General features: G+C 66.3%; 22 protein-coding genes and 1 riboswitch. Of the genes, 12 read left to right on the forward strand and 10 right to left on the reverse strand.

The genetic code is table 11. The features are described 5' to 3' along the window. Positions 1 to 45: 45 nt before the first annotated feature. Together RSO01_RS36395 and RSO01_RS36400 are read right to left on the reverse strand one after the other, a co-directional pair. Positions 46 to 1,140 carry a branched-chain amino acid aminotransferase gene (locus RSO01_RS36395; protein WP_147155518.1) on the reverse strand — a complete coding sequence of 365 codons (1,095 nt, stop codon included), beginning with the start codon at positions 1,138 to 1,140 and terminating at the stop codon, positions 46 to 48. Between the two features lie 39 nt (positions 1,141 to 1,179). Next, positions 1,180 to 2,109, reverse strand: coding sequence for a branched-chain amino acid aminotransferase (locus RSO01_RS36400; RefSeq protein ID WP_147155519.1), 930 nt, complete (start codon positions 2,107 to 2,109; stop codon positions 1,180 to 1,182). Positions 2,110 to 2,248: 139 nt separating this feature from the next. On the opposite strand from RSO01_RS36400, the gene RSO01_RS36405 reads away from it, so the two are divergent. The 10 genes from RSO01_RS36405 (at position 2,249) to RSO01_RS36450 (ending at position 9,974) form a co-directional block, all read left to right on the forward strand. Next, positions 2,249 to 3,175 (forward strand): cation diffusion facilitator family transporter, encoded by a 927-nt coding sequence (locus RSO01_RS36405; RefSeq protein WP_147155520.1) that lies wholly within the window; start codon positions 2,249 to 2,251, stop codon positions 3,173 to 3,175. 116 nt (positions 3,176 to 3,291) lie between these two features. Next, the gene (locus tag RSO01_RS36410; protein WP_147155521.1) at positions 3,292 to 3,789 is read left to right on the forward strand and encodes a MarR family winged helix-turn-helix transcriptional regulator; all 498 of its coding nucleotides are present in this window, start codon (positions 3,292 to 3,294) and stop codon (positions 3,787 to 3,789) included. Between the two features lie 5 nt (positions 3,790 to 3,794). Beyond that, positions 3,795 to 4,496: a response regulator gene (locus tag RSO01_RS36415; RefSeq protein ID WP_147155522.1), complete on the forward strand. Its 702-nt coding sequence runs from the start codon at positions 3,795 to 3,797 to the stop codon at positions 4,494 to 4,496. After that, positions 4,493 to 5,848, forward strand: a complete 1,356-nt coding sequence (locus RSO01_RS36420) for a sensor histidine kinase (RefSeq protein WP_147155523.1) — start codon at positions 4,493 to 4,495, stop codon at positions 5,846 to 5,848. The genes RSO01_RS36415 and RSO01_RS36420 overlap by 4 nt, the downstream gene beginning before the upstream one ends. A gap of 62 nt (positions 5,849 to 5,910) precedes the next feature. Then, positions 5,911 to 6,028, forward strand: a riboswitch (TPP riboswitch). Beyond that, positions 6,024 to 7,040, forward strand: a complete 1,017-nt coding sequence (gene thiO, locus RSO01_RS36425; protein WP_174825979.1) for a glycine oxidase ThiO — start codon at positions 6,024 to 6,026, stop codon at positions 7,038 to 7,040. It overlaps the preceding riboswitch by 5 nt. Next, positions 7,009 to 7,206 carry a sulfur carrier protein ThiS gene (gene thiS, locus RSO01_RS36430; RefSeq protein ID WP_147155524.1) on the forward strand — a complete coding sequence of 66 codons (198 nt, stop codon included), beginning with the start codon at positions 7,009 to 7,011 and terminating at the stop codon, positions 7,204 to 7,206. The genes thiO and thiS overlap by 32 nt, the downstream gene beginning before the upstream one ends. Before the next feature lie 2 nt (positions 7,207 to 7,208). After that, positions 7,209 to 7,982, forward strand: coding sequence for a thiazole synthase (locus RSO01_RS36435; RefSeq protein WP_147155525.1), 774 nt, complete (start codon positions 7,209 to 7,211; stop codon positions 7,980 to 7,982). Between the two features lies 1 nt (position 7,983). Beyond that, the gene (locus tag RSO01_RS36440) at positions 7,984 to 8,586 is read left to right on the forward strand and encodes a thiamine phosphate synthase (protein ID WP_147155526.1); all 603 of its coding nucleotides are present in this window, start codon (positions 7,984 to 7,986) and stop codon (positions 8,584 to 8,586) included. Then, positions 8,583 to 9,548 (forward strand): HesA/MoeB/ThiF family protein, encoded by a 966-nt coding sequence (locus tag RSO01_RS36445; protein ID WP_147155527.1) that lies wholly within the window; start codon positions 8,583 to 8,585, stop codon positions 9,546 to 9,548. Before RSO01_RS36440 ends, RSO01_RS36445 begins: the two co-directional genes overlap by 4 nt. 180 nt (positions 9,549 to 9,728) lie before the next feature. Then, entirely contained in the window at positions 9,729 to 9,974 is a 246-nt protein-coding gene (locus tag RSO01_RS36450) for a DUF2630 family protein (protein ID WP_147155528.1), read from the forward strand. Between the two features lie 75 nt (positions 9,975 to 10,049). Here RSO01_RS36450 and RSO01_RS36455 read toward each other — a convergent pair whose 3' ends face one another. The 8 genes from RSO01_RS36455 to RSO01_RS47815 form a co-directional block, all read right to left on the reverse strand. Beyond that, on the reverse strand, positions 10,050 to 11,306 hold the full coding sequence (locus tag RSO01_RS36455) for an SMP-30/gluconolactonase/LRE family protein (protein ID WP_246159060.1): 1,257 nt from the start codon (positions 11,304 to 11,306) through the stop codon (positions 10,050 to 10,052). 82 nt (positions 11,307 to 11,388) lie between these two features. Continuing rightward, the gene (locus RSO01_RS36460) at positions 11,389 to 11,865 is read right to left on the reverse strand and encodes a molybdenum cofactor biosynthesis protein MoaE (RefSeq protein ID WP_147155529.1); all 477 of its coding nucleotides are present in this window, start codon (positions 11,863 to 11,865) and stop codon (positions 11,389 to 11,391) included. Between the two features lies 1 nt (position 11,866). Next, positions 11,867 to 12,118 carry a molybdopterin converting factor subunit 1 gene (moaD, locus tag RSO01_RS36465; RefSeq protein ID WP_147155530.1) on the reverse strand — a complete coding sequence of 84 codons (252 nt, stop codon included), beginning with the start codon at positions 12,116 to 12,118 and terminating at the stop codon, positions 11,867 to 11,869. Then, complete coding sequence (gene pgsA / locus RSO01_RS36470) at positions 12,115 to 12,672, reverse strand: CDP-diacylglycerol--glycerol-3-phosphate 3-phosphatidyltransferase (RefSeq protein WP_218037565.1); 558 nt, start codon at positions 12,670 to 12,672, stop codon at positions 12,115 to 12,117. The genes moaD and pgsA overlap by 4 nt, the downstream gene beginning before the upstream one ends. 13 nt (positions 12,673 to 12,685) lie before the next feature. Continuing rightward, complete coding sequence (gene uvrC, locus RSO01_RS36475) at positions 12,686 to 14,590, reverse strand: excinuclease ABC subunit UvrC (RefSeq protein WP_246159062.1); 1,905 nt, start codon at positions 14,588 to 14,590, stop codon at positions 12,686 to 12,688. Between the two features lie 306 nt (positions 14,591 to 14,896). Further along, positions 14,897 to 15,622 (reverse strand): PhoH family protein, encoded by a 726-nt coding sequence (locus RSO01_RS36480; RefSeq protein ID WP_147155531.1) that lies wholly within the window; start codon positions 15,620 to 15,622, stop codon positions 14,897 to 14,899. Between the two features lie 264 nt (positions 15,623 to 15,886). Next, positions 15,887 to 17,251 carry a guanine deaminase gene (guaD, locus tag RSO01_RS36485; protein WP_147155532.1) on the reverse strand — a complete coding sequence of 455 codons (1,365 nt, stop codon included), beginning with the start codon at positions 17,249 to 17,251 and terminating at the stop codon, positions 15,887 to 15,889. A 259-nt stretch (positions 17,252 to 17,510) separates the two neighbouring features. Next, positions 17,511 to 17,648 (reverse strand): hypothetical protein, encoded by a 138-nt coding sequence (locus tag RSO01_RS47815; RefSeq protein ID WP_170303631.1) that lies wholly within the window; start codon positions 17,646 to 17,648, stop codon positions 17,511 to 17,513. A gap of 273 nt (positions 17,649 to 17,921) precedes the next feature. On the opposite strand from RSO01_RS47815, the gene RSO01_RS36490 reads away from it, so the two are divergent. Both RSO01_RS36490 and RSO01_RS36495 read left to right on the forward strand, forming a co-directional pair. Then, a complete protein-coding gene (locus RSO01_RS36490; protein ID WP_147155533.1) occupies positions 17,922 to 18,665 on the forward strand; it encodes a hypothetical protein in 744 nt (247 codons plus the stop codon). Positions 18,666 to 18,899: 234 nt separating this feature from the next. After that, positions 18,900 to 19,616 (forward strand): response regulator transcription factor, encoded by a 717-nt coding sequence (locus RSO01_RS36495; RefSeq protein ID WP_170303632.1) that lies wholly within the window; start codon positions 18,900 to 18,902, stop codon positions 19,614 to 19,616. Positions 19,617 to 19,620 lie beyond the last annotated feature (4 nt).

Genomic DNA, 19,620 nt, shown 5'->3' on the forward strand with positions numbered 1-19,620 from the left:
GGCCTCCGGCCCGCTCATGATGCGGGCCGGAGGCCCGCGCTCCCATCAAAACACTTTGTGGATCCAGCCGTACTTGTCGGCGGTGTGGCCGCGCTGGATGCCGACGAGCGCCGACTTCAGGTCCTCGGTTTGGGTGCCGGGGCCGCCGTTGCCGATCTTGAACTCGCCGTCCTTGCTGCGCACGGTGCCGATCGGCGTCACCACCGCAGCGGTGCCGCAGGCGAAAGCCTCGCGCAGGCGGCCGCTGCGTGCGTCGGTGCGCCACTGGTCGATCGAGTAGCGGTCCTCGCGCACCTTGATGCCCTTGTCCTTGGCGAGCGTCAGCAGCGAGGAGCGCGTGATGCCGGGCAGGATCGTGCCGCCGAGCGGCGGCGTCACCATCGAGCCGTCGTCGAACACGAAGAAGATGTTCATGCCGCCCAGCTCCTCGACCCACTTCTGCTCGACGGCATCGAGGAACACGACCTGATCGCAGCCATGGCGCGTCGCCTCGGCCTGGGCGAGCAGGCTCGATGCGTAGTTGCCGCCGCACTTGGCCGCGCCGGTTCCACCCGGCGCCGCGCGCGTGAATTCCTGCGACACCCAGAGCGACACCGCCGGCGCATCGGTCTTGAAGTACGAGCCGACCGACGAGGCGATGACGATGAACAGGTAGTCCGACGACGGCTTCACGCCGAGGAAGATCTCGTTGGCGAACATGAAGGGCCGGATGTACAGGCTGGCGCCGTCGCCATCCGGGATCCAGGCGCGGTCGGTCTTCACCAGGAGATCGCACGCCTCGACGAACAGCTCCTCCGGCAGGCTCGGCATGGCGAGCCGATCGGCCGACTTCTGGAAGCGCCGCGCGTTCTCGGTCGGGCGGAACATGGTCGCCCCGCCGTCTTTGGTTTTATAGGCCTTCAGCCCTTCGAAGATTTCCTGCGCGTAGTGCAGGACGGCCGCCGCCGGATCCATCGGGATCGGCGCCCGCGGCTCGATGCGCGCGTCGTACCAGCCCTTGGACTCGTGATAGCGGATGGTCACCATGTGGTCGGAGAACACCCGGCCGAATCCCGGATTCTTCAAGAGCTCGGCGCGCTTGTCGGCCGGCACCGGCGACGGATGAGGATGGTGAACGAACTGAAGCTTGGTCTTGGACATTTTTCTCTCGGGTATTTGCCCTGACTGTAGCACAGGAACTCAGGCCGCCCGGTCGACCGGCGGCGCGAGATGCGTCGATTCGCCGAAGCCTTCGCAGTCGGGCGATCGCACCAGCTTATGGAAATCCGCCATCAGGGTGCGTGCAACAGGGCCGGCCTGATAGTTGTGGCCGTCGACCGATCCCACCGGAACGATCTCGGCCGCCGTGCCGCAGAGGAAAACTTCGCTCGCGCGGCTGAGTTCCTGTGGCTTCACCGTGCGCTCCTCGACCGACCAGCCGCGCTTGCGCGCCAGGCTCATGACGGCGCGCCGCGTGATGCCATCCAGGAAGTTCTCCGGCGTCGGCGTCACCAACGTGCCATCGATCACCAGGAAGATGTTGGCGCCGGTCGATTCGGCCAGGTCGCCCTTCCAGTCCAGCATCAGCGCATCGTCGAAGCCCGCCTTGAGCGCCTTGTCCTTCTCGATGCCGCAGATCAGGTAGAGGCCCGCCACCTTGGCGTGGCCGGGCGCGAAGTCGGCCGACGGACGGCGGTACTTGGCCATGGTGACGTTGATGCCGGCATCGCGCGCCTGGACCGACAGCCGGCCCTCCTGCGCCCACGGCGCGATGGCGAGATGCACGGTAGTCCCGATGGCCGACACCCCCATCACCTCCGAGCCGCGCCAGGCGATCGGCCGGACATAGCCCGACTGCAGGCCGTTGGCCTTGACCACGGCGCGCGTTGCCTCTTCGATCTGCTGGCGCGTCCACGGGATCTCGTAGTCGAGCAGGCGGGCGGAGTTGATCAGGCGCTGGCTATGGGCGGCCAGGCGGAAGACGCGGCCGTCATAGATGCGCTCGCCTTCGAAGACGGCCGAGCCGTAATGCAGGGCGTGGGTCAGTACATGCATGCGGCTGTCGCGCCACGGCACGACCTTGCCGTCGAGCCAGATGAAGCCGTCGCGGTCATCCATGCTTAAGGACATTGCTGTTTCTCCTCGCAATTTTTGCCAAATCGGTCGTTTGGACTCACCCAAATGCAAGCTTATAACTAAATAGGTCAGCAATACTGACCTTGTCAATATGTCTGAAGGACTCCACACGGGCCGATGTAGAATCGACCCCATGGGTCATTCGCATGCCGGACACACGCACGCCGGACACACGCAGGGGGGCACCGCCGGGGGCCGGCACAAGGGCAAGCTGAAGGGCGCTCTGGCGCTCACCGCGGGCTTCATGGTGGTCGAGGCCGTGGGCGGTCTGCTGAGCGGTAGCCTGGCGCTGATTGCCGATGCCGCCCACATGATGACCGATGCTGGCGGGCTCGCGCTGGCGCTGATCGCCATCCGCTTCGCCGAACGGGCGGCGACGCCGCAGAAGACCTACGGCTACGTGCGCCTGGAGATCCTGTCGGCGTTGCTCAACGCCGTGGTCCTGCTGCTGGTCACGATCTTCATCCTCTACGAGGCGGTCGACCGCTTCATCAATCCGCCGCCGATCCTGGCCGGGCCGATGCTGGCGGTGGCCGTGGTCGGGCTTGCCGTCAATCTCGGCAGCATGAAGCTCCTGGCCGCCGGATCGAGCGAAAGCCTGAACGTGAAGGGCGCCTATTTCGAGGTCATGAGCGACATGCTGGGGTCGCTCGGCGTCATCATCGCCGCCCTGATCGTCATGTTCACCGGCTGGCGGCTGGCCGACCCGATCATCGGCGCCGGCATTGGCCTCTTCATCGTGCCGCGCACCTGGTCATTGATGAAGCAGGCGATCCATATCCTGATGGAGGGCACGCCGCCCGAGATCGACCTCGTGCTGCTGGAAGGCGCCATCAAGGAGATCCCCGGCGTGGTGGCGGTCCACGACCTGCACGTCTGGACGATCACCTCGGGGCTCGATGCGATGAGCTGCCATGTCGTCATCGCCGACATGGCGCGGGCGCGCGAAACGCTGCTGCAGGTCAACGAAGCGATGAAGGCGAAGTTCAACCTGACGCACACGACCATCCAGATCGAGGACCAGGCGCTGCGCGACGCCGAAGGGCATCGAGGACTCTAGAGAAGCGGCAAGATTATGTCGGAACGGGAAGCCCGTCCGGCGAAACATCGGCTTCCCGAGATGCTATAGTCAGGCAACACAAGAGAATCGGCACAGACCGACAATAAGTAGACAACATGGTGGAATCGAAAACTCCGGCTAATCCGCTGTTCCTGCGCGATGAGGAGCTGCGCCAGGGCATAGAGCTGATGTTCTATGCCTATCGCGACTTCACGTTCGAATCCGACCAGCAGCTCAAGCGCTACCAGCTCGGCCGGGCCCATCATCGCGCGCTCTATTTCATCGGCCGCCATCCCGGTCACACGGTCGGCCACCTCCTGTCGATCCTGAAGGTCACCAAGCAGTCGATCTCGCGCGTGCTGAAGGACCTTCTCGAGCAGGGCTACGTCGAGCAGAAAAGTGGCGCGCGCGATCGCCGCGAGCGCCTGCTGTGGCTCACCGAGAAGGGCATCAAGCTCGAGCGCGAGCTGACCGACCGCCAGAGCGCGCGCTTTGCCCGCGCCTACCGCGAGACCGGCGCCGACTCGGTCGAGGGTTTCCGCAAGGTCCTGCTGGGCCTGCTCGATCCCGCTGAACGTGCCATCGTCGACAAGCGGGTGCGCGTGCCCCGGTGAGCCTCATGGATGCCTCGGCCGACAAGCCGCACATCCTGGTTGTCGATGACGACACCCGCCTGCGCGAGCTTCTGCGCACCTTCCTGTCGAAGAACGGTTTTCGCGTCACCGTCGCCAGCCAGGCCGCCGAAGCGCGCGAGCGGCTGGGCGTGATCGACTTCGACCTGATCGTGCTCGACGTCATGATGCCGGGGCAGACCGGCCTCGACTTCGCCACCGAGATCCGGCGCAGCGACGACGTGCCGATCCTGATGCTGACGGCGATGGGCGACACCAAGGATCGCATCGCCGGCCTCGAGACCGGCGTCGACGACTATCTCGGCAAGCCGTTCGAGCCGCGCGAGCTGCTGTTGCGCATTCAGAACGTGTTGAAGCGTAACCGCACCGTGGCGGCGCCGTCCGACGAACCGCAGCGCCTTGTCGTATTCGGTCCCTTCCAGTTCGACCACGAGCTGGGCGAGCTCACCAGCAAGGGTAAGCGCATGCCGCTTACCGACGCGGAGACCGCGCTGTTGCGCGTGTTCACGGCGCGCCTGAGCGAGGTGCTGAGCCGAGAGACGCTCTGCAAAAGCGTCGGCCTGGCCGTCAACGAGCGGGCCATCGACGTGCAGGTCACGCGGCTACGTCGCAAGATCGAGCCCGACCCGTCCTTCCCGCGTTATCTGCGCACCGTCCGAGGCCAGGGCTACCGCCTGGTCGACGCATGATCGTAGCCGCCGCTCGCGACCTCTTCGAGAGCATCGCCCGCTTCGCCGATCGCCACTCGCCCCAGACGCTGTTCGCCCGGGCGCTGATCATCATCGTCGTGCCGATGCTGCTGCTGCAGGCGCTGTCGGCCTGGTGGTTCTACAGCCAGCGCGGCGACAACGTGACCAACCGGCTCGCCATCCTGCTGGTGCGCGACCTGCGCATGTTGATCGCACTGCGCGCCGAGTTCCCCGACGATGCACACCGCGCCTGGATCATCCGCCGCTCGGCCCAGGACCTGCTGCTCTATGTCAGCTTCCGCAAGGGCATCGTGCGGCCGTTCAGGGAGCCTGAGTACTTCGACATCGCTGCCCGCGAGGTCCAGGGCGCGCTTGAGGCCGACCTCAAAAGCCCTTACTACATCGACAACAACATCGGCGGCGGCCAGATGCTGATCGAGATCCAGCTCAATGACGGCGACGTCATGGACGTGCTGGTGCCGCATGTGCGCCTGACCTTCGGCTCGAGCTTTGCCTACGTCATCGCCCAGGTCGGCCTCGCCCTGGTGCTGTTCGGGTTGGCCATCTGGTTCATGCATCGCGAGCTGGTGCCGATCGCCCATCTCGGCGTCGCGGCCGACGCGCTGGGCAAGGGGCGTGACGTGCCCGACTTCGCCTTTTCCGGCGGCACGCGCGAGGTGCGCAACGCCGCCACCGCCTTCCACACCATGCGCATCCGCCTGCGCCGTTCGATCCAGCAGCGCACCGAGATGCTGGCCGGCGTCAGCCACGACCTGCGGACTCCTCTCACCCGCATGAAACTCTCGCTGGCGCTCCTGGCCGATTCGCCCGAGACCAAGGAGCTTTCGGACGACGTCTCCGACATGGAGCGCATGATCGAGGGCTACCTTGCCTTTGCCCGCGGCGAGGGCGACGAGGACCCGATCCCGACCGATCTCTCCGAGATCCTCGAGGACGTGGCTGCGGGCGCCCGGCGCGACAATGCCAATGTCGAGGTGACCTGGCAGGGTGACATGAACGTCCAGCTCAGGCCGCTCGCCATCAAGCGCTGCCTGACCAACCTAGTATCCAACGCGCTGCGTTACGGCACCATGGTGCAGCTGCAGGCCGTGCGCGGCCGCACCTCGGTCGAGATCACCATCGACGACAATGGCCCGGGCATCCCGCCCGACAAGTACGAGGACGTGTTCCGGCCATTCTTCCGTCTCGACGAATCGCGCAACGTCGACACCGGCGGCGTCGGCCTCGGCCTCACCATCGCCCGCGACGTGGCCCGCAGCCACGGCGGCGACGTGGCACTCGCCCCGTCGGAACTGGGCGGGCTGCGCGTCACCGTGAGAATTCCGATCTGAGGGCTTCGTCAAGGAATGGTTTCACCTGCCCTTGACAGAGGGGCCCTTCAGCACTTTCTTTTATTACGTCCGAGGGGTGTCCGGTTTCCGCAAGGGATCCGGGCTGAGACAGCCAGTGGGGCTGAACCCTTTGAACCTGATCCGGATCATGCCGGCGAAGGAACGGGAGTAGCCATTGGCCAAGCCAACCATCATCGTCATCGGCGCCGGTGTTGCCGGTCTGACCTGCGCCCTCGAGCTGGCTGAGCGCGGCCTGAGCGTCGAGGTGGTCGAGCGTGCCCGGACGCTGGGCGAGGGGAGCTGCTCCTGGATGGCGGGCGGCATGCTGGCGCCGTGGTGCGAACGCGCCACCACCGAGCCCGAGGTCGCCGAGTGGGGCGCGCCGTCGATCGACTGGTGGGCCGAGCGCTTTCCCGGGACGGCGCGCCAGGGCAGCCTGGTGGTCGCCCAGCCGCGCGACCTGCCCGACCTCACGCGCTTTGCCCAGCGGACCGAACACTTCGACTGGCTGGATGCCGATGGCATCGCCAAGTTCGAGCCCGATCTTGCCGGCCGCTTCCGGCGCGCGCTGTTCTTTCGGGATGAGGCGCATCTCGATCCGCGGCGGGCCTTGGCCGCCCTTGCGGAGCGTTTGCAGGACAGGGGCGTCGTGATCCGCTTCGGTGTCGAGCTGGCTCCGCAGGACGCTCGCGCCGACGTCGTCGTCGACTGCCGCGGCCTCGCCGCCCGCGACGCCCTGCCGGACCTGCGCGGTGTGCGCGGCGAGATGGTGATGGTGCGCTCGCCCGACGTATCGCTGCAGCGGCCGGTGCGCATGCTGCATCCGCGCCTCCCGCTCTACATCGTGCCGCGTGGCAATGGCCTGTTCATGATCGGCGCCACCATGATCGAAAGTGAGCGGCGCGGCCCCGTCAGCGTGCGTTCGGCCGTCGAGCTGTTGAATGCCGCCTACGCCCTGCATCCGGGGTTCGGCGAGGCCGAGATCGTCGAGCTGGGCGCCGATCTGCGCCCGGCCTTTCCCGACAACCTGCCGGACATCAGGCGAAGCGGCCATGTGCTGCACGCCAACGGCCTGTTCCGTCACGGCTTCCTGCTGGCGCCCACTCTCGCGCGGCGCACCGCGGACGCCGTCCTGTCGATGCTTCAACCGGAGACCAACCATGCGGATCTTCCTCAACGACGACGCGCATGACGTCGACGCGGCCACCCTGGCCACGGTACTCGACTCGCTGGGCTTTGGCGGCCGCAAGATCGCGACGGCGGTGAACGGCCGCTTCGTCGCCGCTGCGGCGCGTCCTGCGACACAACTCGCCGACGGCGACCGCATCGAGGTCGTGGCGCCGATGCAGGGAGGCTGACCATGTTCTACGGCGTAGACCTTTCCTCGCGCCTGCTGCTGGGCACGGCACGCTATCCGTCGCCGGCTGTCCTCGAGCGCGCCATCAAGGCTTCCAGGGCCGAAGTCGTCACCGTCTCCCTGCGCCGCGAAGGCGGTACGGGACGGGCCGGCCAGAGCTTCTGGCAGTTCATCCAGTCGCTGGGGCTCCGCGTGCTGCCCAACACCGCGGGCTGCCACTCGGTGAAGGAGGCGGTGACGACGGCCCACATGGCGCGCGAGCTGTTCGACACGCCGTGGATCAAGCTGGAGGTGATCGGGGATGCCGACACCCTGCAGCCCGATGTGTTCGGCCTGGTCGAAGCGGCGCGCATCCTCGCCCGGGACGGCTTCGAGGTGTTTCCCTACACGACCGAGGATCTCGTGGTCGCCGACCGCCTCGTCGAGGCCGGCTGCCGCGTGCTGATGCCGTGGGGCGCGCCGATCGGCTCGGCGCGCGGCCTGAACAACGTCTATGGACTGAAGTCGCTGCGCGCGCATTTCCCCGACATCCCGCTGGTGGTCGATGCCGGGCTGGGCGTGCCCTCGCACGCCGCGGCGGCGATGGAGCTGGGCTATGACGCCGTGCTGCTCAACACCGCGGTGGCCGAGGCGGGCGATCCCGTCGAGATGGCACGCGCCTTCGCGCTTGCCGTCGAGGCTGGCCGGGCCGCCTATCTCGCACAGCCGCTCGAGCCGCGCGACATGGCGCAGCCGTCGACGCCGGTGATCGGCAAGGCCGTGCTGGGAGGCGTCTGACGTGCTTGATCCCTTCTACCCCGTCGTCCCGGACGTGAGCTGGGTGAAGCGCCTCGTGCCGATCGGCACGCGGCTGATCCAGCTTCGCATCAAGAACCAGCCCGCCAACGAGATCGGCCGCCAGGTCAGGGAGGCGAGGGACATCTGCGTCCTCCATGGCGCCCAGCTGATCGTCAACGACTACTGGCAGGCGGCGATCGATGAACGCTGCGACTACGTCCATCTCGGCCAGGAAGATCTTTTGGACGCCGACATCAAGGCATTGCGCCGCGCCAACATCAGGATCGGCGTCAGCACCCACGACCATGCCGAGCTGGACAAGGGACTTGCCGTCGATCCCGACTATGTCGCGTTGGGTCCGATCTGGCCGACCCTGCTCAAGCAGATGCCGTGGGCGCCGCAGGGCACCGAGCGGCTGGCCGAATGGAAGCGCCTGATCGGCAACCGGCCGCTGGTGGCGATCGGCGGCCTTACCCTTGAGCGCGCACTGTTGTGTCTGAAGTCCGGTGCCGACATCGCCGCCGTGGTCGGCGACGTCGTCAACCATCGCGATCCCGAGGGCCAGGCGAAGGCCTGGATCGCCGCCACGAGGAGGAAGCCATGAGCGATCGCTATGCGCGGCAGGTGGTGCTTCCGGATGTCGGCGCGGAAGGACAGGCCCGACTCGCTGTCGCTTCCGTCCTGGTGGTCGGCGCCGGCGGTCTGGGCTGCCCGGTGCTGCAGTATCTCGCGGGCGCCGGCGTCGGTCGCCTCACCATCGTCGATCACGATACGGTCGAGGAGACCAATCTCCATCGCCAGCCGCTCTATGCGATGGCCGATATCGGCAAGCCGAAGGCCGAGACGGCGGCTGCGGTGCTGAAGCGCTTCAATCCGGCGATCGAGGCGACGCCCGTCGTCGCGCGCCTGACGCCGCAGAATGCCGCGACTCTGGTCGCCGGCGCGGATCTCGTGATCGATGCCGCCGACAGCTTTGCCGTCAGCTACATCCTGAGCGACGTTTGCCATGTAACGGCCAAGCCGTTGGTCAGCGCCTCGGTGATCGGCATGACCGGCTATGCCGGTGCGTTCTGCGGCGGCGGGCCGAGCTATCGCGCGGTCTTTCCCGACGTCTCGGTCGATGGCGGCACCTGTGCCAGCGTCGGCGTGCTGGGCACCGCCGTCGCCGTCTTGGGCAGCCTGCAGGCGCACCTCGCCCTGCATCTGCTGCTCGGCCTGGAGCCGAGCGTGCTGGGCCGGGTCGTCACCTTCGATGCCAGGCGCATGGCGTTCGGCGGCTTCGGTTTTGCTGGCACGCCGGAGCCCGACAGGTACGTGCCGTTCATCGCGCCTGAAGCGGTGATGGCCGGCGATCTGGTGGTCGATCTGCGTGGCGTCGACGAAGCACCCGAGCCATTCGCCGGCGGACGACGCCTCAGTGTCGAGACCGTCGAGGACCTGGTCATGGAGCCGCCGCCTTCGGCACGCATCGTCCTGTGTTGCCGCAGCGGCCAGCGCGCTCTTGCCGCGGCCGACAAACTGCGCGAGCGGGGCGCCGTCGACCTGGCGCTGGTGGCATTGGGCTGACGTCCTCTTTTTCTTCTTTTTTCCTCCCCCGTCTTACGGGGGAGGGTAGGGAGGGGGCAGGCGACAACAATGCTCTTCGACACTTGCAGATCTGAAATCTGCAAACATCTCTACTGAGGCTTTCCCCCTCCCGTACCCTCCCCCGTACGACGGGGGAGGGGCCTGATTTTTGGAGGTCGCATGACTCTGCACACGACAGACAAGAGCGTCCTTGGCCACATCGAGCATCTCGTGGCCGAGGAGAAGCACCTCTACGCCGAGAAGGACATGACCGACGACCAGCGCAAACGCCTGGCCGCGATCAATGTCGAGCTCGATCGCTGCTGGGACCTGCTGCGCCAGCGCCGCGCGCTGCGCGAGTTCGGCCGCGATCCCGACGAGGCCGATGTGCGGCCGGCGGGCGTGGTGGAGAATTACAAGGGCTGAGCCTTCGTCTTCCGGACCGCGCGCGTCCCCGCGCGCTCATGAGCGCGCGGGGACGCGTGCGGTCCGGAAGAGACTTCAGCCCGGTCCTGCGCCCTGCACGCCGACATAGAGCGCGTAGAGCGACTGGCTCGCCGCCATGAACAGGCGATTGCGCTTGGGGCCGCCGAAGCAGACGTTGCCGCAGATCTCGGGCAGGCGGATGCGGCCCAAAAGCTTGCCCTCGGGGCTCCAGACCGTGACGCCGCTGTAGCCGACATTGCGGCCGGCGTTGCTCGAGACCCAGACGTTGCCGAACACGTCGCAGCGCAGGCCGTCGGGGCCGCATTTGATGCCGTCGATCATGAAGTCGCTGAACAGCTTGCGGTTGGAGACCTTGTTGTCCGTGCCGACGGTGAAGGAATAGACCTCGCCCTTGCCGCCAGCGCCAGTGTCGCCGGGGCCTTTGCCGGTGCTGGCGACATAGAGCGTCTTGTAGTCGGGCGAGAAGCACAGGCCGTTGGGATCGGGTACCTGTTCCTCGGTGACGACCAGATCGATGCGTCCGCTGGGATCGATGCGATAGCAGTTGGTCGGCAGCTCACGCTTGGCCACGGTGCCGATGCCCGGCGGCTGGCCGAGCCGCGGATTGATCTTGCCGTCGGGATTGCTGGGGCCGCCCGCCACGTCAGGCGTGCCTTCGTAGAGCTGGCCGCCGTAAGGCGGATCGGTGAACCAGTAACTGCCGTCGGGATGGGCCACGACGTCGTTGGGCGAGTTGAGCTTCTTGCCCTGGAACGAGTCGGCCAACACCGTCGCCGAGCCATCGAGCTCATAGCGAACGACGCGCCGCGTGAGGTGCTCGCACGAAAGCTGGCGGCCCTGGAAGTCGAACGTGTTGCCGTTGCTGTTGTTCGACGGGCTGCGGAAGGTGCTGACGCGGCCGTTGTCCTCGATCCAGCGCAGCTGGCGATTGTTGGGGATGTCGCTCCACACGAGATAGCGCCCCTGCGCATTCCACGCCGGTCCCTCCGACCATAATGCGCCGGTCCACAGACGCTGGATGGGGGCATTGGGTTGGCGCAGCCCATCGAAGCTCGGGTCGACGGTGAGGACGTCGGGATCGGTGAAGTAGACATTGGGCGGCGCGTTCGGGCCGAACTCGCGCGGCGGCGTCGTGATGGTGGAAGGAGGTGTTGCCGGCCTGGGTGGCGCTGCGGGTGGCGCCGCCGGCGGCTGCTGGGCGAAGGCCCGTCCGGCCACCACGGTTGCTGCGGCCGCACCGGCCACACCAGCGAGCGCGCGACGAGACATCGTCGCATGGCTCTTGTCCTCGAATCGCTTCGATGAGCTCATGAGCGTCACTCCCAATTTTTTTCGTTGTGTGAACTTTATCAGGACGAAGAAGTACGCGGACGCATACCTAAGTGGCTGCGGGCTACTGGGCCTTCTTCTCCCAGCGCGCCGCAGCGGCGTCGTCCCCTTCATGGGCGCCGACCCATTTCTCGCCGGCCGGCGTCTCTTCGAGCTTCCAGAAGGGCGCCTTGGTCTTGAGCCAGTCTACCAGGAATTCGCAGGCCTCGAAGGCGGCCTCGCGATGAGGGGAGCCGACCGCGACCAGCACGATGCGGTCGCCGGCCTCCATCCGGCCGTAGCGATGCACAATGAGCGTCGCCTCGAGCGGCCAGCGCCGGTTGGCCTCGGCCTCGATGTCCTCGAGCGCCTTCTCGGTCATGCCGGGATAGTGCTCCAGGGTCAGCGCATCGATGCGGTCGCGATGCAGGCCCTCGCGCACATGCATCTCGCGCACCAGGCCGACGAACACCGCCAGCCCGCCGATGCGCCTGTTGCCCTTGGTCAGCCGGTCGAGCTCGGCGCCAACGTCGAAGTCGCCTTCCTGGACGCGCACCGCCATGTCAGCCCCCTGTGAAGGGCGGGAAGAACGCAACCTCGCGCGCGCCGGTGATGGGCACGTCGAAGGTCACCGTACGCTGATCGACCGCCGCGCCGAAGGCCGCGCCCTCGGCCAGCGCCTCGGCATGGCCGGCGCTGCGGTTGCGCAGCCACGTCACCAAGTCGCCCACCGTCCTGACGTCGGCAGGCGGCGAGATTTCCTCGTCGGCGACGCCAACGGTGCGCTTCATCCAGGCGAAATAGCGGACTTTCATGTCGGCCCGCCCTCTGCCATGTGGCGCAGGCCGGTGCGCAGGTAGTCGTAGCCCGTGATCAGCGTGAGCACGGCAGCCACCCAGATCAGTACCAGGCCGATCTGGCCGATGATCGTCGGCACGGCATCGCCCAACAGCAGGATGGTGATGGCCCCCATCTGGGCGCCGGTCTTCCACTTGGCGAGCTGGCTCACCGGCACGCCGACCCGCAGTTCGGCCAAAAATTCACGCAGGCCGGAGACCAGGATCTCGCGCGCCAGGATGATCAGGGCGGCCAGCACATGGATGCCGCTCAGCGTGCCGTTGTTGACCAGCATCACCAGGGCCGCCGCGACCAGAAGCTTGTCGGCGATCGGATCGAGGAAGCGGCCGAACCGCGAGATCTGGTGGTAGCGCCGGGCGAAATAGCCGTCGAACCAGTCGGTGATGCAGGCCACGGCGAACAGGCTGGCCGACACCCACTGCGCCCAGCCGTGATCGAGCCAGAAGCAGGCGACGACCAGCGGAATGGCGGCGATGCGCGACAGCGTCAGGAGGTTGGGGAGGTTGAGCATCAGCCCGTCCTTCTTAGCGGCCGCCCCGGAAGTGGTCATGGATTTTCTGGGCAAGTGCGTCGGAGATGCCCGCCACCGCCTTGATGTCCTCCAGGGTGGCGACCGCCACCGCACGGGCGCTGCCGAAATGATGCAGCAGGGCGCGCTTGCGGCCGGCGCCGATGCCCGGCACCTCGTCGAGCGCCGACTTGGTGATGTCGGCGGCGCGCCGCGTGCGATGCGTGCCGATGGCGAAGCGATGCGCCTCGTCCCGCAGCCGCTGCAGGAAATAGAGGACCGGATCGCGCGGCTCGAGGGAGAAGGGCGGCTTGCCGGGCATGAAGAAGCGTTCGCGACCGGCGTCGCGGTCGGGGCCCTTGGCGATGCCGACGATGGCGATGTCCTCCAGGCCGAGCTCGCTCAGCACCTGGCGCGCCACCTCGAGCTGGCCCTGGCCGCCGTCGATCAGCACCAGGTCGGGCCAGCTTTCGTCACCGCGCTCGGGGTCTTCGCGCAACGCGCGGCCGAAGCGGCGCGTCAGCACCTCGCGCATCATGGCAAAGTCGTCGCCCGCCGCACCCTCGGTCTTGATGTTGAACTTGCGATAGGAATTCTTGGTGAAGCCGTCCGGCCCGGCCACGACCATGGCGCCGATCGGCGCCGTGCCCTGGATATGGCTGTTGTCGTAGATTTCGATGCGCTCGGGCGGACCGTCGAGGTTGAACACCCGCGCCACGCCCTCCAGCAGCTGGCGCTGCGTGCCGCGCTCGGCCATGCGCCGCGCCAGTGCCTCGCGGGCATTGACGACGGCCTGATCGAGCGCGTCCTTCTGGTCGCCGCGCTTGGGATGGCGGATCTCGACCTTGTGTCCCGCCGTCATGGCCAGCGCGCTTTCCAGCAACTCGGCCTCGACGACGTCGTGGCTGGCCAGGATCAGCTTGGGCGCAGGCCGCGATTCGTAGAACTGGCCGATGAAGGCCGACAGCACCGCAGGCTCGTCGAGATCCTTGGTGTGGCTCGGGAAATAGGCACGGTTGCCGAGGTTCTGGCCGGCGCGCAGAAAGAACACCTGCACGCACATCTGGCCGCCCTCGGCGTGCACGGCGAAGATGTCGGCCTCGTCGATCGACGGCAGGCTGATCGACTGGTGCGACTGGATGTGGGCCAGCGCGCGGATGCGGTCGCGCAGGACCGCGGCGCGTTCGAATTCGAGACCGACCGACGCCTGGTCCATGCGCTGCGACAATGCCTGCTGGACCTCGCGGTTGCGTCCGCCCAGGAAGCCACGCACCTCGTCGACGATGGCGCCGTACTCGGTGTGGTCGATCCGGCCGACGCAAGGCGCCGTGCAGCGCTTGATCTGGTACTGCAGGCAGGGTCGGGTGCGGGTCGAGAACACGCCGTCGGAGCACGATCGCAAGGGGAAGGCGCGCTGCAGCGCGTAGAGCGTGCGGTTGACGGCGGTGGCCGATGCGAAGGGGCCGAAATACTCGTTCTTCGGGTCACGCACGCCGCGATGCTTGGCGAGCTGCGGCCATTCGGTATCGCGGCGGATGACGATGTAGGGGAACGACTTGTCGTCGCGCAGCAGCACGTTGAAGCGCGGCTTGAAGCGCTTGATGTAGTTGTTCTCGAGCAGCAGGGCCTCGGCCTCGCTGTCGGTGACCGCGAACTCCATGGTCTTGGTGCCCGAGACCATGCGCAGCAGGCGGTTGTCGAGCCGCGTCGGCTGGGTGTAGGCGGCGACGCGGCTCCTGAGCGAGCGCGCCTTGCCGACATAGAGGACCTCGCCGTCGGCCGCGATCATGCGATAGACGCCCGGCTTGCGCGGCAGGGTGTGCACGAACTCGCCGATGATGCGCATGCCGTCGGCCAGCGAACCTTCGCTGGGCGCTGCCTCATCGGCGGGTTTCAGATCGATGTCGGTTTCGTCGCTCACGAGGTCCTGCAACGCATCCCTACGCCGGCGCCGGGCTGCAAGACAGTGGACCACGACGGGCGCCTTTGGGAGCCCATGTGGGGAAGTCTGTGAACAAGCCCGGTGTCAGCCTACCGTTGCGCCATCGTCACTGTATTGACTCAATGTAGGGGCGGTGGCAGCAGCCCAATATTTGGGGGTTAATTATCTGATTTCAATATGGAATCTAACCTGGGGACGGTCCGAATATATCACTGGTGGCGGCAGACGTTCTCTTTTTGATCCGATCGTCTGCCGCGTTCCAATGTGTGGGTAAGTTCGGTCGCTTTACAGCACCGACAACATCCGTCCGACCAGCGGATGGCGCACCACGTCCTTGTCCGTCAGCCGCACCACGGCGACGTCTTCGAGCCCTTCGAGGCGCTGGGCGATGGCGGCCAGGCCCGACAGCTCGGGCAGCAGGTCGGTCTGGTCGGGATCACCCGTCATCACCATGGTCGAATGCCAGCCCAGACGGGTCAGCAGCATCTTCAGCTGGCCGTAGGTGCAGTTCTGCGCCTCGTCGATCAGCACGAAGGCGTTGTTCAGCGTACGGCCGCGCATGAAAGCGACCGGCGCGATCTCGATCGTCCCGTCGTCGAGGTTCTGGCGCAGGCGCTTGGCACCCAGCCGGTCGTTCAGGGCGTCCCACAGCGGACGCAGGTAGGGATCGAGCTTTTCACGCATGTCGCCGGGCAGGAATCCCAGGTTCTCGCCGGCTTCCACGGCCGGCCGCGACAGCATGATGCGCGAGACGGTACCGGCCTCAAGGGCCTCCACGGCGGCCGAGATGGCGAGGTAGGTCTTGCCGGTTCCGGCGGGGCCCAGGGCGACGGTGAGTGGTTTGGTGTCTATCGCCTCCATCAATATCCGTTGGTTGTCGCTCCTCGGTCGGATTTTTCGGACGTAGCTCTGATCGCGGTCGTTGGCCGGAGTGTGGTCGAAGACAAGGTTGTGAATACGGGCGCTATCGATGGCGTGCAGCTTGGCGCGGCGTGCGGCGCGTTTGGCCATATTCGTACTCCGGAAGCTTGGTCAGAGGAGCGGGAACCGAGCGCCGAAAAGCAAAACGCCCCCGCAAGCGGAGGCGTCGGCGATCGATGGTCAGGCGGAAGGTGAGGCTGACAGGGCACGCGGTGGAGGGTCCACCGGTGATCCGATTTCCGTCGGGGTTCGAACACCTCGGACGGATAAGCACCTCCTTCAGCTACCTGAGGAAGCGTACCCCGATTATGGCGACCCGGCCACAATATTGTGGGTCGGAACGCAATATTCACACTATGGAAAGGGGGTTGTAACCCTGGCGGCCGGCCCGTCGCCCCGCTCGTGGGCCAGGCGGCCGACAACGTAGGTGGCCTGCACGGCGCGGTCGTCGCCCAGCGTCATCTGGATGAAGAGCTGCTCGGCAAAATCGCGGGCGAAGTCCATGCGGAAGTCGATCAGCGGCGTCGAGCGCATGTCGAGGACGACCAGGTCGGCTTCCATGCCCGGCGCGATGCTGCCGATGCGATCGTCGAGATACATCGCCCGCGCCGAGCCCCGGGTGGCGAGATAGTAGGCGTGGCCGGCCGACAGGGATTGTTGGTTGAGCTGGGCGGCCTTGTAGGCCTCGCCCAAAGTCGCGAGGATCGAGAACGACGTACCGGCGCCAATGTCGGTGCCAAGGCCGACGCGCACCGGCCGCTCGGCCTTCAGTGCGCGCGCGAGGTTGAAGGCGCCGCTGCCCAGGAAGAAGTTCGAGGTCGGGCAGTGCGAGATGGCGGCACCGCAATCGTGCAGGCGCTGCAGCTCCGGCTCGCCGAGCCAGATGCCGTGGCCGAACACGGCGCGCTGGCCGCACAGGCCATGGTGGTCGTAGACGTCGAGATAGTCCCGGCGGTCGGGGAACAGCTCCTTGATCCAGGCCACTTCCTGCCGGGTCTCGGCGATGTGGGTCTGCATCAGGCAGTCGGCGTGCTCGCGCCACAGCGCACCCGCCATCGCGAGTTGCTCAGGCGAACTCGATCCGGCGTAGCGCGGCGTGATGGCGTAGAGCAGCCGGCCACGGCCATGCCATTTGGCGATCAACGCCTTCGACTGGTCGTAGCTCGACTGCGGCGTGTCGCTGAGCGCTTCGGGTGCGTTGCGGTCCATCATCGCCTTGCCGGCGGCGAGCCTCAAACCGAGCTTCTCGGCCTCCTCGAACAGCACGTCGACCGAATGCGGGTGGACGGTGCAGTAGACGCAAGCCGTCGTGATGCCGTTGCGCAGGTTCTCGCGCAGGAAGGCGCGGGCGACCATGCGCGCGTATTCCTTGTCGGCGAACTTCAGCTCGGCAGGGAAGGTGTACTGGTTCAGCCAGTCCAGCAGTTGCGCGCCATAGGCTGCCATCATCGGCGTCTGCGGGAAGTGGACGTGGGTGTCGATGAACCCCGCCGAGATCAGCGCATCCTTGCCGAAGTCACGGATCTCGGTGCCGGCCGGCAGCTGCGGCAGCACGCGATCGGCGGGACCGAAGTGGGTGATGCGTCCATGGTCCATGGCGACGATGGCATCGGGCTCGTGGACCATCGTCTTGTCGAGGCCGTCGCGAAACGGGTCGCCGGTAAACGTAAGGGCAGGGCCACGGATGGCGGTCGGACAGGAAGGGGTCGTCGCGGACATATCGGGCGACGTTGAAGAGCCTGCGATCAAAGTGCAATAGGTGTCCGACCGTCCGCGCCGCCGCCCTTTCGTTCGTTAGAAATGCCGTGGCGCTTGCCCTCGTGCGGCAGGCTCGGCTGCACCGGTCAAATGTGATCCATCACCCATAGCAGGGCTGTCACGGCGCCGAAGTAGACACAGACGAGCAATACGGCATAGCGCTCGGCCCATGGGATTGTCGGCTGCCGCACCGGCCCATTCCGTCGAGAAATCATCGGGCTCAACGCACCTTGCCCTTGGCCTCGAGCTCCAGCTCGAGCAACCGCCGCCTGAACTGCAACAGCGCCTCGGCTGGAGCCGCGTTCGGCGTCCGACGCAGGTCGGCAAGCAGCTTTCTTTCAACGTCTCTGTCCGTCATCGTGCCATGACCCGCATTTGATGGTCTCCCCTGGCACACCACGACGGCACACGCAGGCTCATTGAGGCTTCGCACGTGCTCCAGAGGAAGTCGACGCAGGAAACGTGCTCTGGTCGGGTGGACCGTATCACCTGCCTCGCGGGCTTGTCCCCGCGCTGCATCGTGATGTGCGTTTTGCCTCGGCGAGATATGCGCGATACAACTTTAGATAGCAGAAGCTGGAGGCGCCCAACCTTGCCAGGATAGGCGGACCAGACCTTTGGGGAGGTGAAGATGGTCCGATGCCTGAAATTCAGCGCCTGGGCCGTAGGCCTTTTGGCGGCATCGGCGATCATGACAGGCGAGGCGGCCGCCCAAGTCAGCGTCTCCATCCAGAACCAGCAGAGCCGGACGATCTACGTCGCCTTCACCCTCGGCAACGGCCAGGCCCCGGGTGCGATCAACTGGGGCAACTGCAGCGGATTCGTCAGCAATAATCAGGTGGCCATCCCGTCCGGCATGGCTTGCAACACGAGCGTTCCGACCTCGTCCGGCTCGTCACGCTTCTGCGCATCGTCGGCTCCGATGTCGCCGCCGAACTGCTATCAGGCGCAGACCAGGCATCAGACCATGATCGAGACGACCTTCGGCGCCGGCGCGGCGGGTTGCTATCCCACGAGCCAGGCGAGTTGCGTCTGGTACGACATCAGCCTCATCCCCTCGAACTGCACGGACCCGCTCTGGCAGACGCAGAACTATTGCTCGAACACCGGCGGCGCCGCCTACAACCTGCCGGTCCAGCTGTCGTGCCAGAACCAGCCGACCTATACCTGCAAGGGGCCGCCGGGAACCGTCTACGGCAATTCGGGCTTTCCGACGAACTGCGGCAATCCGAACGCGACCTGCACGGGCAACACGCCGAACTGCGTGAATGCCTATTTCCATCCGATGTTCGTGCCGCCGTGGAGCCAGTACCAGCCCAATGCCCAGTGTCTGGCAGGGTCGACGCTACGGGTCACGTTCCTCGCGGGACCATAGCGCCGGTGGAACCAGCCCGCCGGCCCCGAGGGAGCGCACGGTCATCCCGTGCCCCTGGCGCCGCCTTGGGACTTGCCTGACCTCCGCGGGTTCCGATTCTCCAGGCGCGAATGGCGCAGGCATTGGCCATAGACTAGTCCCGGACAATCACGTCAGCAGCGGGGAATGCACTTTGGGATCGCTGTCGCGTTCGATCGGGCCAAACCTGCGCAATTTGCTCAAGGAACGCGTGGCGTGCCCGACGTAGTCCTGGTGGATGACGACGACCTATATCGGGAAGTCCTGACCGCAGACCTGGCCGACCGGGGATTTTCGGTGTTGTGCTTTGCCGATGGACCTTCTTTTCTCGAGGCCTTGAGCAACGGCGTCGACGTTCAGGTAGCGCTGCTCGACTGGACGCTGCCGGAGATGTCAGGGTTCGAGTTGCTGGGCGCGATGAGAGAGCGGGGAATCGGACTGCCTGTCGTCTTCCTGACCGGGCACGCCCTGCCTGAACGGGAGTTGCAGGCTCTGGATCGCGGCGCCATCGACTTTGTCGACAAGTCCCGGGGCACGGATGTGCTGGTCCACCGCTTGCGCGTGGTCATCGAGGGGCTGCGCCAGCCTCCTGCCGCGCCGATGCCCGAAATCGAGAGTCATGGTGACCTCACCTTGGATCGGCAGGCGGCGCGCGCCCTGTGGCGGGGACAGGACGTCGCCTTGACCATGACGGAATACAAGATCGTGGCGCTGCTGGTGTTGCACAAAGGCAGGCTTCAGACCTACCGCGCCATCTACGACGTGGCGCACTATGAAGGCTTCGTCGCCGGCAGCGGCGAGCACGGCTACACCACAAACGTCCGCTCGATGGTGAAGCGGATCCGGAAGAAATTCATGGCGGTCGACCCCGGCTTTTCAGAGATCAAGAACATGCAGCGTATCGGCTACAGTTGGCTCGATCCCCAGCGCTGACATG

This window comes from Reyranella soli (assembly GCF_007992495.1).
GTDB lineage: Bacteria > Pseudomonadota > Alphaproteobacteria > Reyranellales > Reyranellaceae > Reyranella > Reyranella soli.

Coding starts and splice junctions, on each gene's coding strand:
- moaD (WP_147155530.1), bottom strand. CDS start 12,118: ATGAAAGTCCGCTATTTCGCCTGGATGAAGCGCACCGTTGGCGTCGCC.
- pgsA (WP_218037565.1), bottom strand. CDS start 12,672: ATGCTCAACCTCCCCAACCTCCTGACGCTGTCGCGCATCGCCGCCATT.
- thiS (WP_147155524.1), top strand. CDS start 7,009: ATGCGGATCTTCCTCAACGACGACGCGCATGACGTCGACGCGGCCACC.
- RSO01_RS36455 (WP_246159060.1), bottom strand. CDS start 11,306: ATGAGCTCATCGAAGCGATTCGAGGACAAGAGCCATGCGACGATGTCT.
- RSO01_RS47815 (WP_170303631.1), bottom strand. CDS start 17,648: ATGACGGACAGAGACGTTGAAAGAAAGCTGCTTGCCGACCTGCGTCGG.
- RSO01_RS36415 (WP_147155522.1), top strand. CDS start 3,795: ATGGATGCCTCGGCCGACAAGCCGCACATCCTGGTTGTCGATGACGAC.
- RSO01_RS36435 (WP_147155525.1), top strand. CDS start 7,209: ATGTTCTACGGCGTAGACCTTTCCTCGCGCCTGCTGCTGGGCACGGCA.
- RSO01_RS36490 (WP_147155533.1), top strand. CDS start 17,922: ATGGTCCGATGCCTGAAATTCAGCGCCTGGGCCGTAGGCCTTTTGGCG.
- RSO01_RS36405 (WP_147155520.1), top strand. CDS start 2,249: ATGGGTCATTCGCATGCCGGACACACGCACGCCGGACACACGCAGGGG.
- RSO01_RS36410 (WP_147155521.1), top strand. CDS start 3,292: ATGGTGGAATCGAAAACTCCGGCTAATCCGCTGTTCCTGCGCGATGAG.
- RSO01_RS36420 (WP_147155523.1), top strand. CDS start 4,493: ATGATCGTAGCCGCCGCTCGCGACCTCTTCGAGAGCATCGCCCGCTTC.
- RSO01_RS36480 (WP_147155531.1), bottom strand. CDS start 15,622: ATGGCCAAACGCGCCGCACGCCGCGCCAAGCTGCACGCCATCGATAGC.
- RSO01_RS36450 (WP_147155528.1), top strand. CDS start 9,729: ATGACTCTGCACACGACAGACAAGAGCGTCCTTGGCCACATCGAGCAT.
- RSO01_RS36395 (WP_147155518.1), bottom strand. CDS start 1,140: ATGTCCAAGACCAAGCTTCAGTTCGTTCACCATCCTCATCCGTCGCCG.
- RSO01_RS36400 (WP_147155519.1), bottom strand. CDS start 2,109: ATGTCCTTAAGCATGGATGACCGCGACGGCTTCATCTGGCTCGACGGC.
- RSO01_RS36445 (WP_147155527.1), top strand. CDS start 8,583: ATGAGCGATCGCTATGCGCGGCAGGTGGTGCTTCCGGATGTCGGCGCG.
- RSO01_RS36460 (WP_147155529.1), bottom strand. CDS start 11,865: ATGGCGGTGCGCGTCCAGGAAGGCGACTTCGACGTTGGCGCCGAGCTC.
- guaD (WP_147155532.1), bottom strand. CDS start 17,251: ATGTCCGCGACGACCCCTTCCTGTCCGACCGCCATCCGTGGCCCTGCC.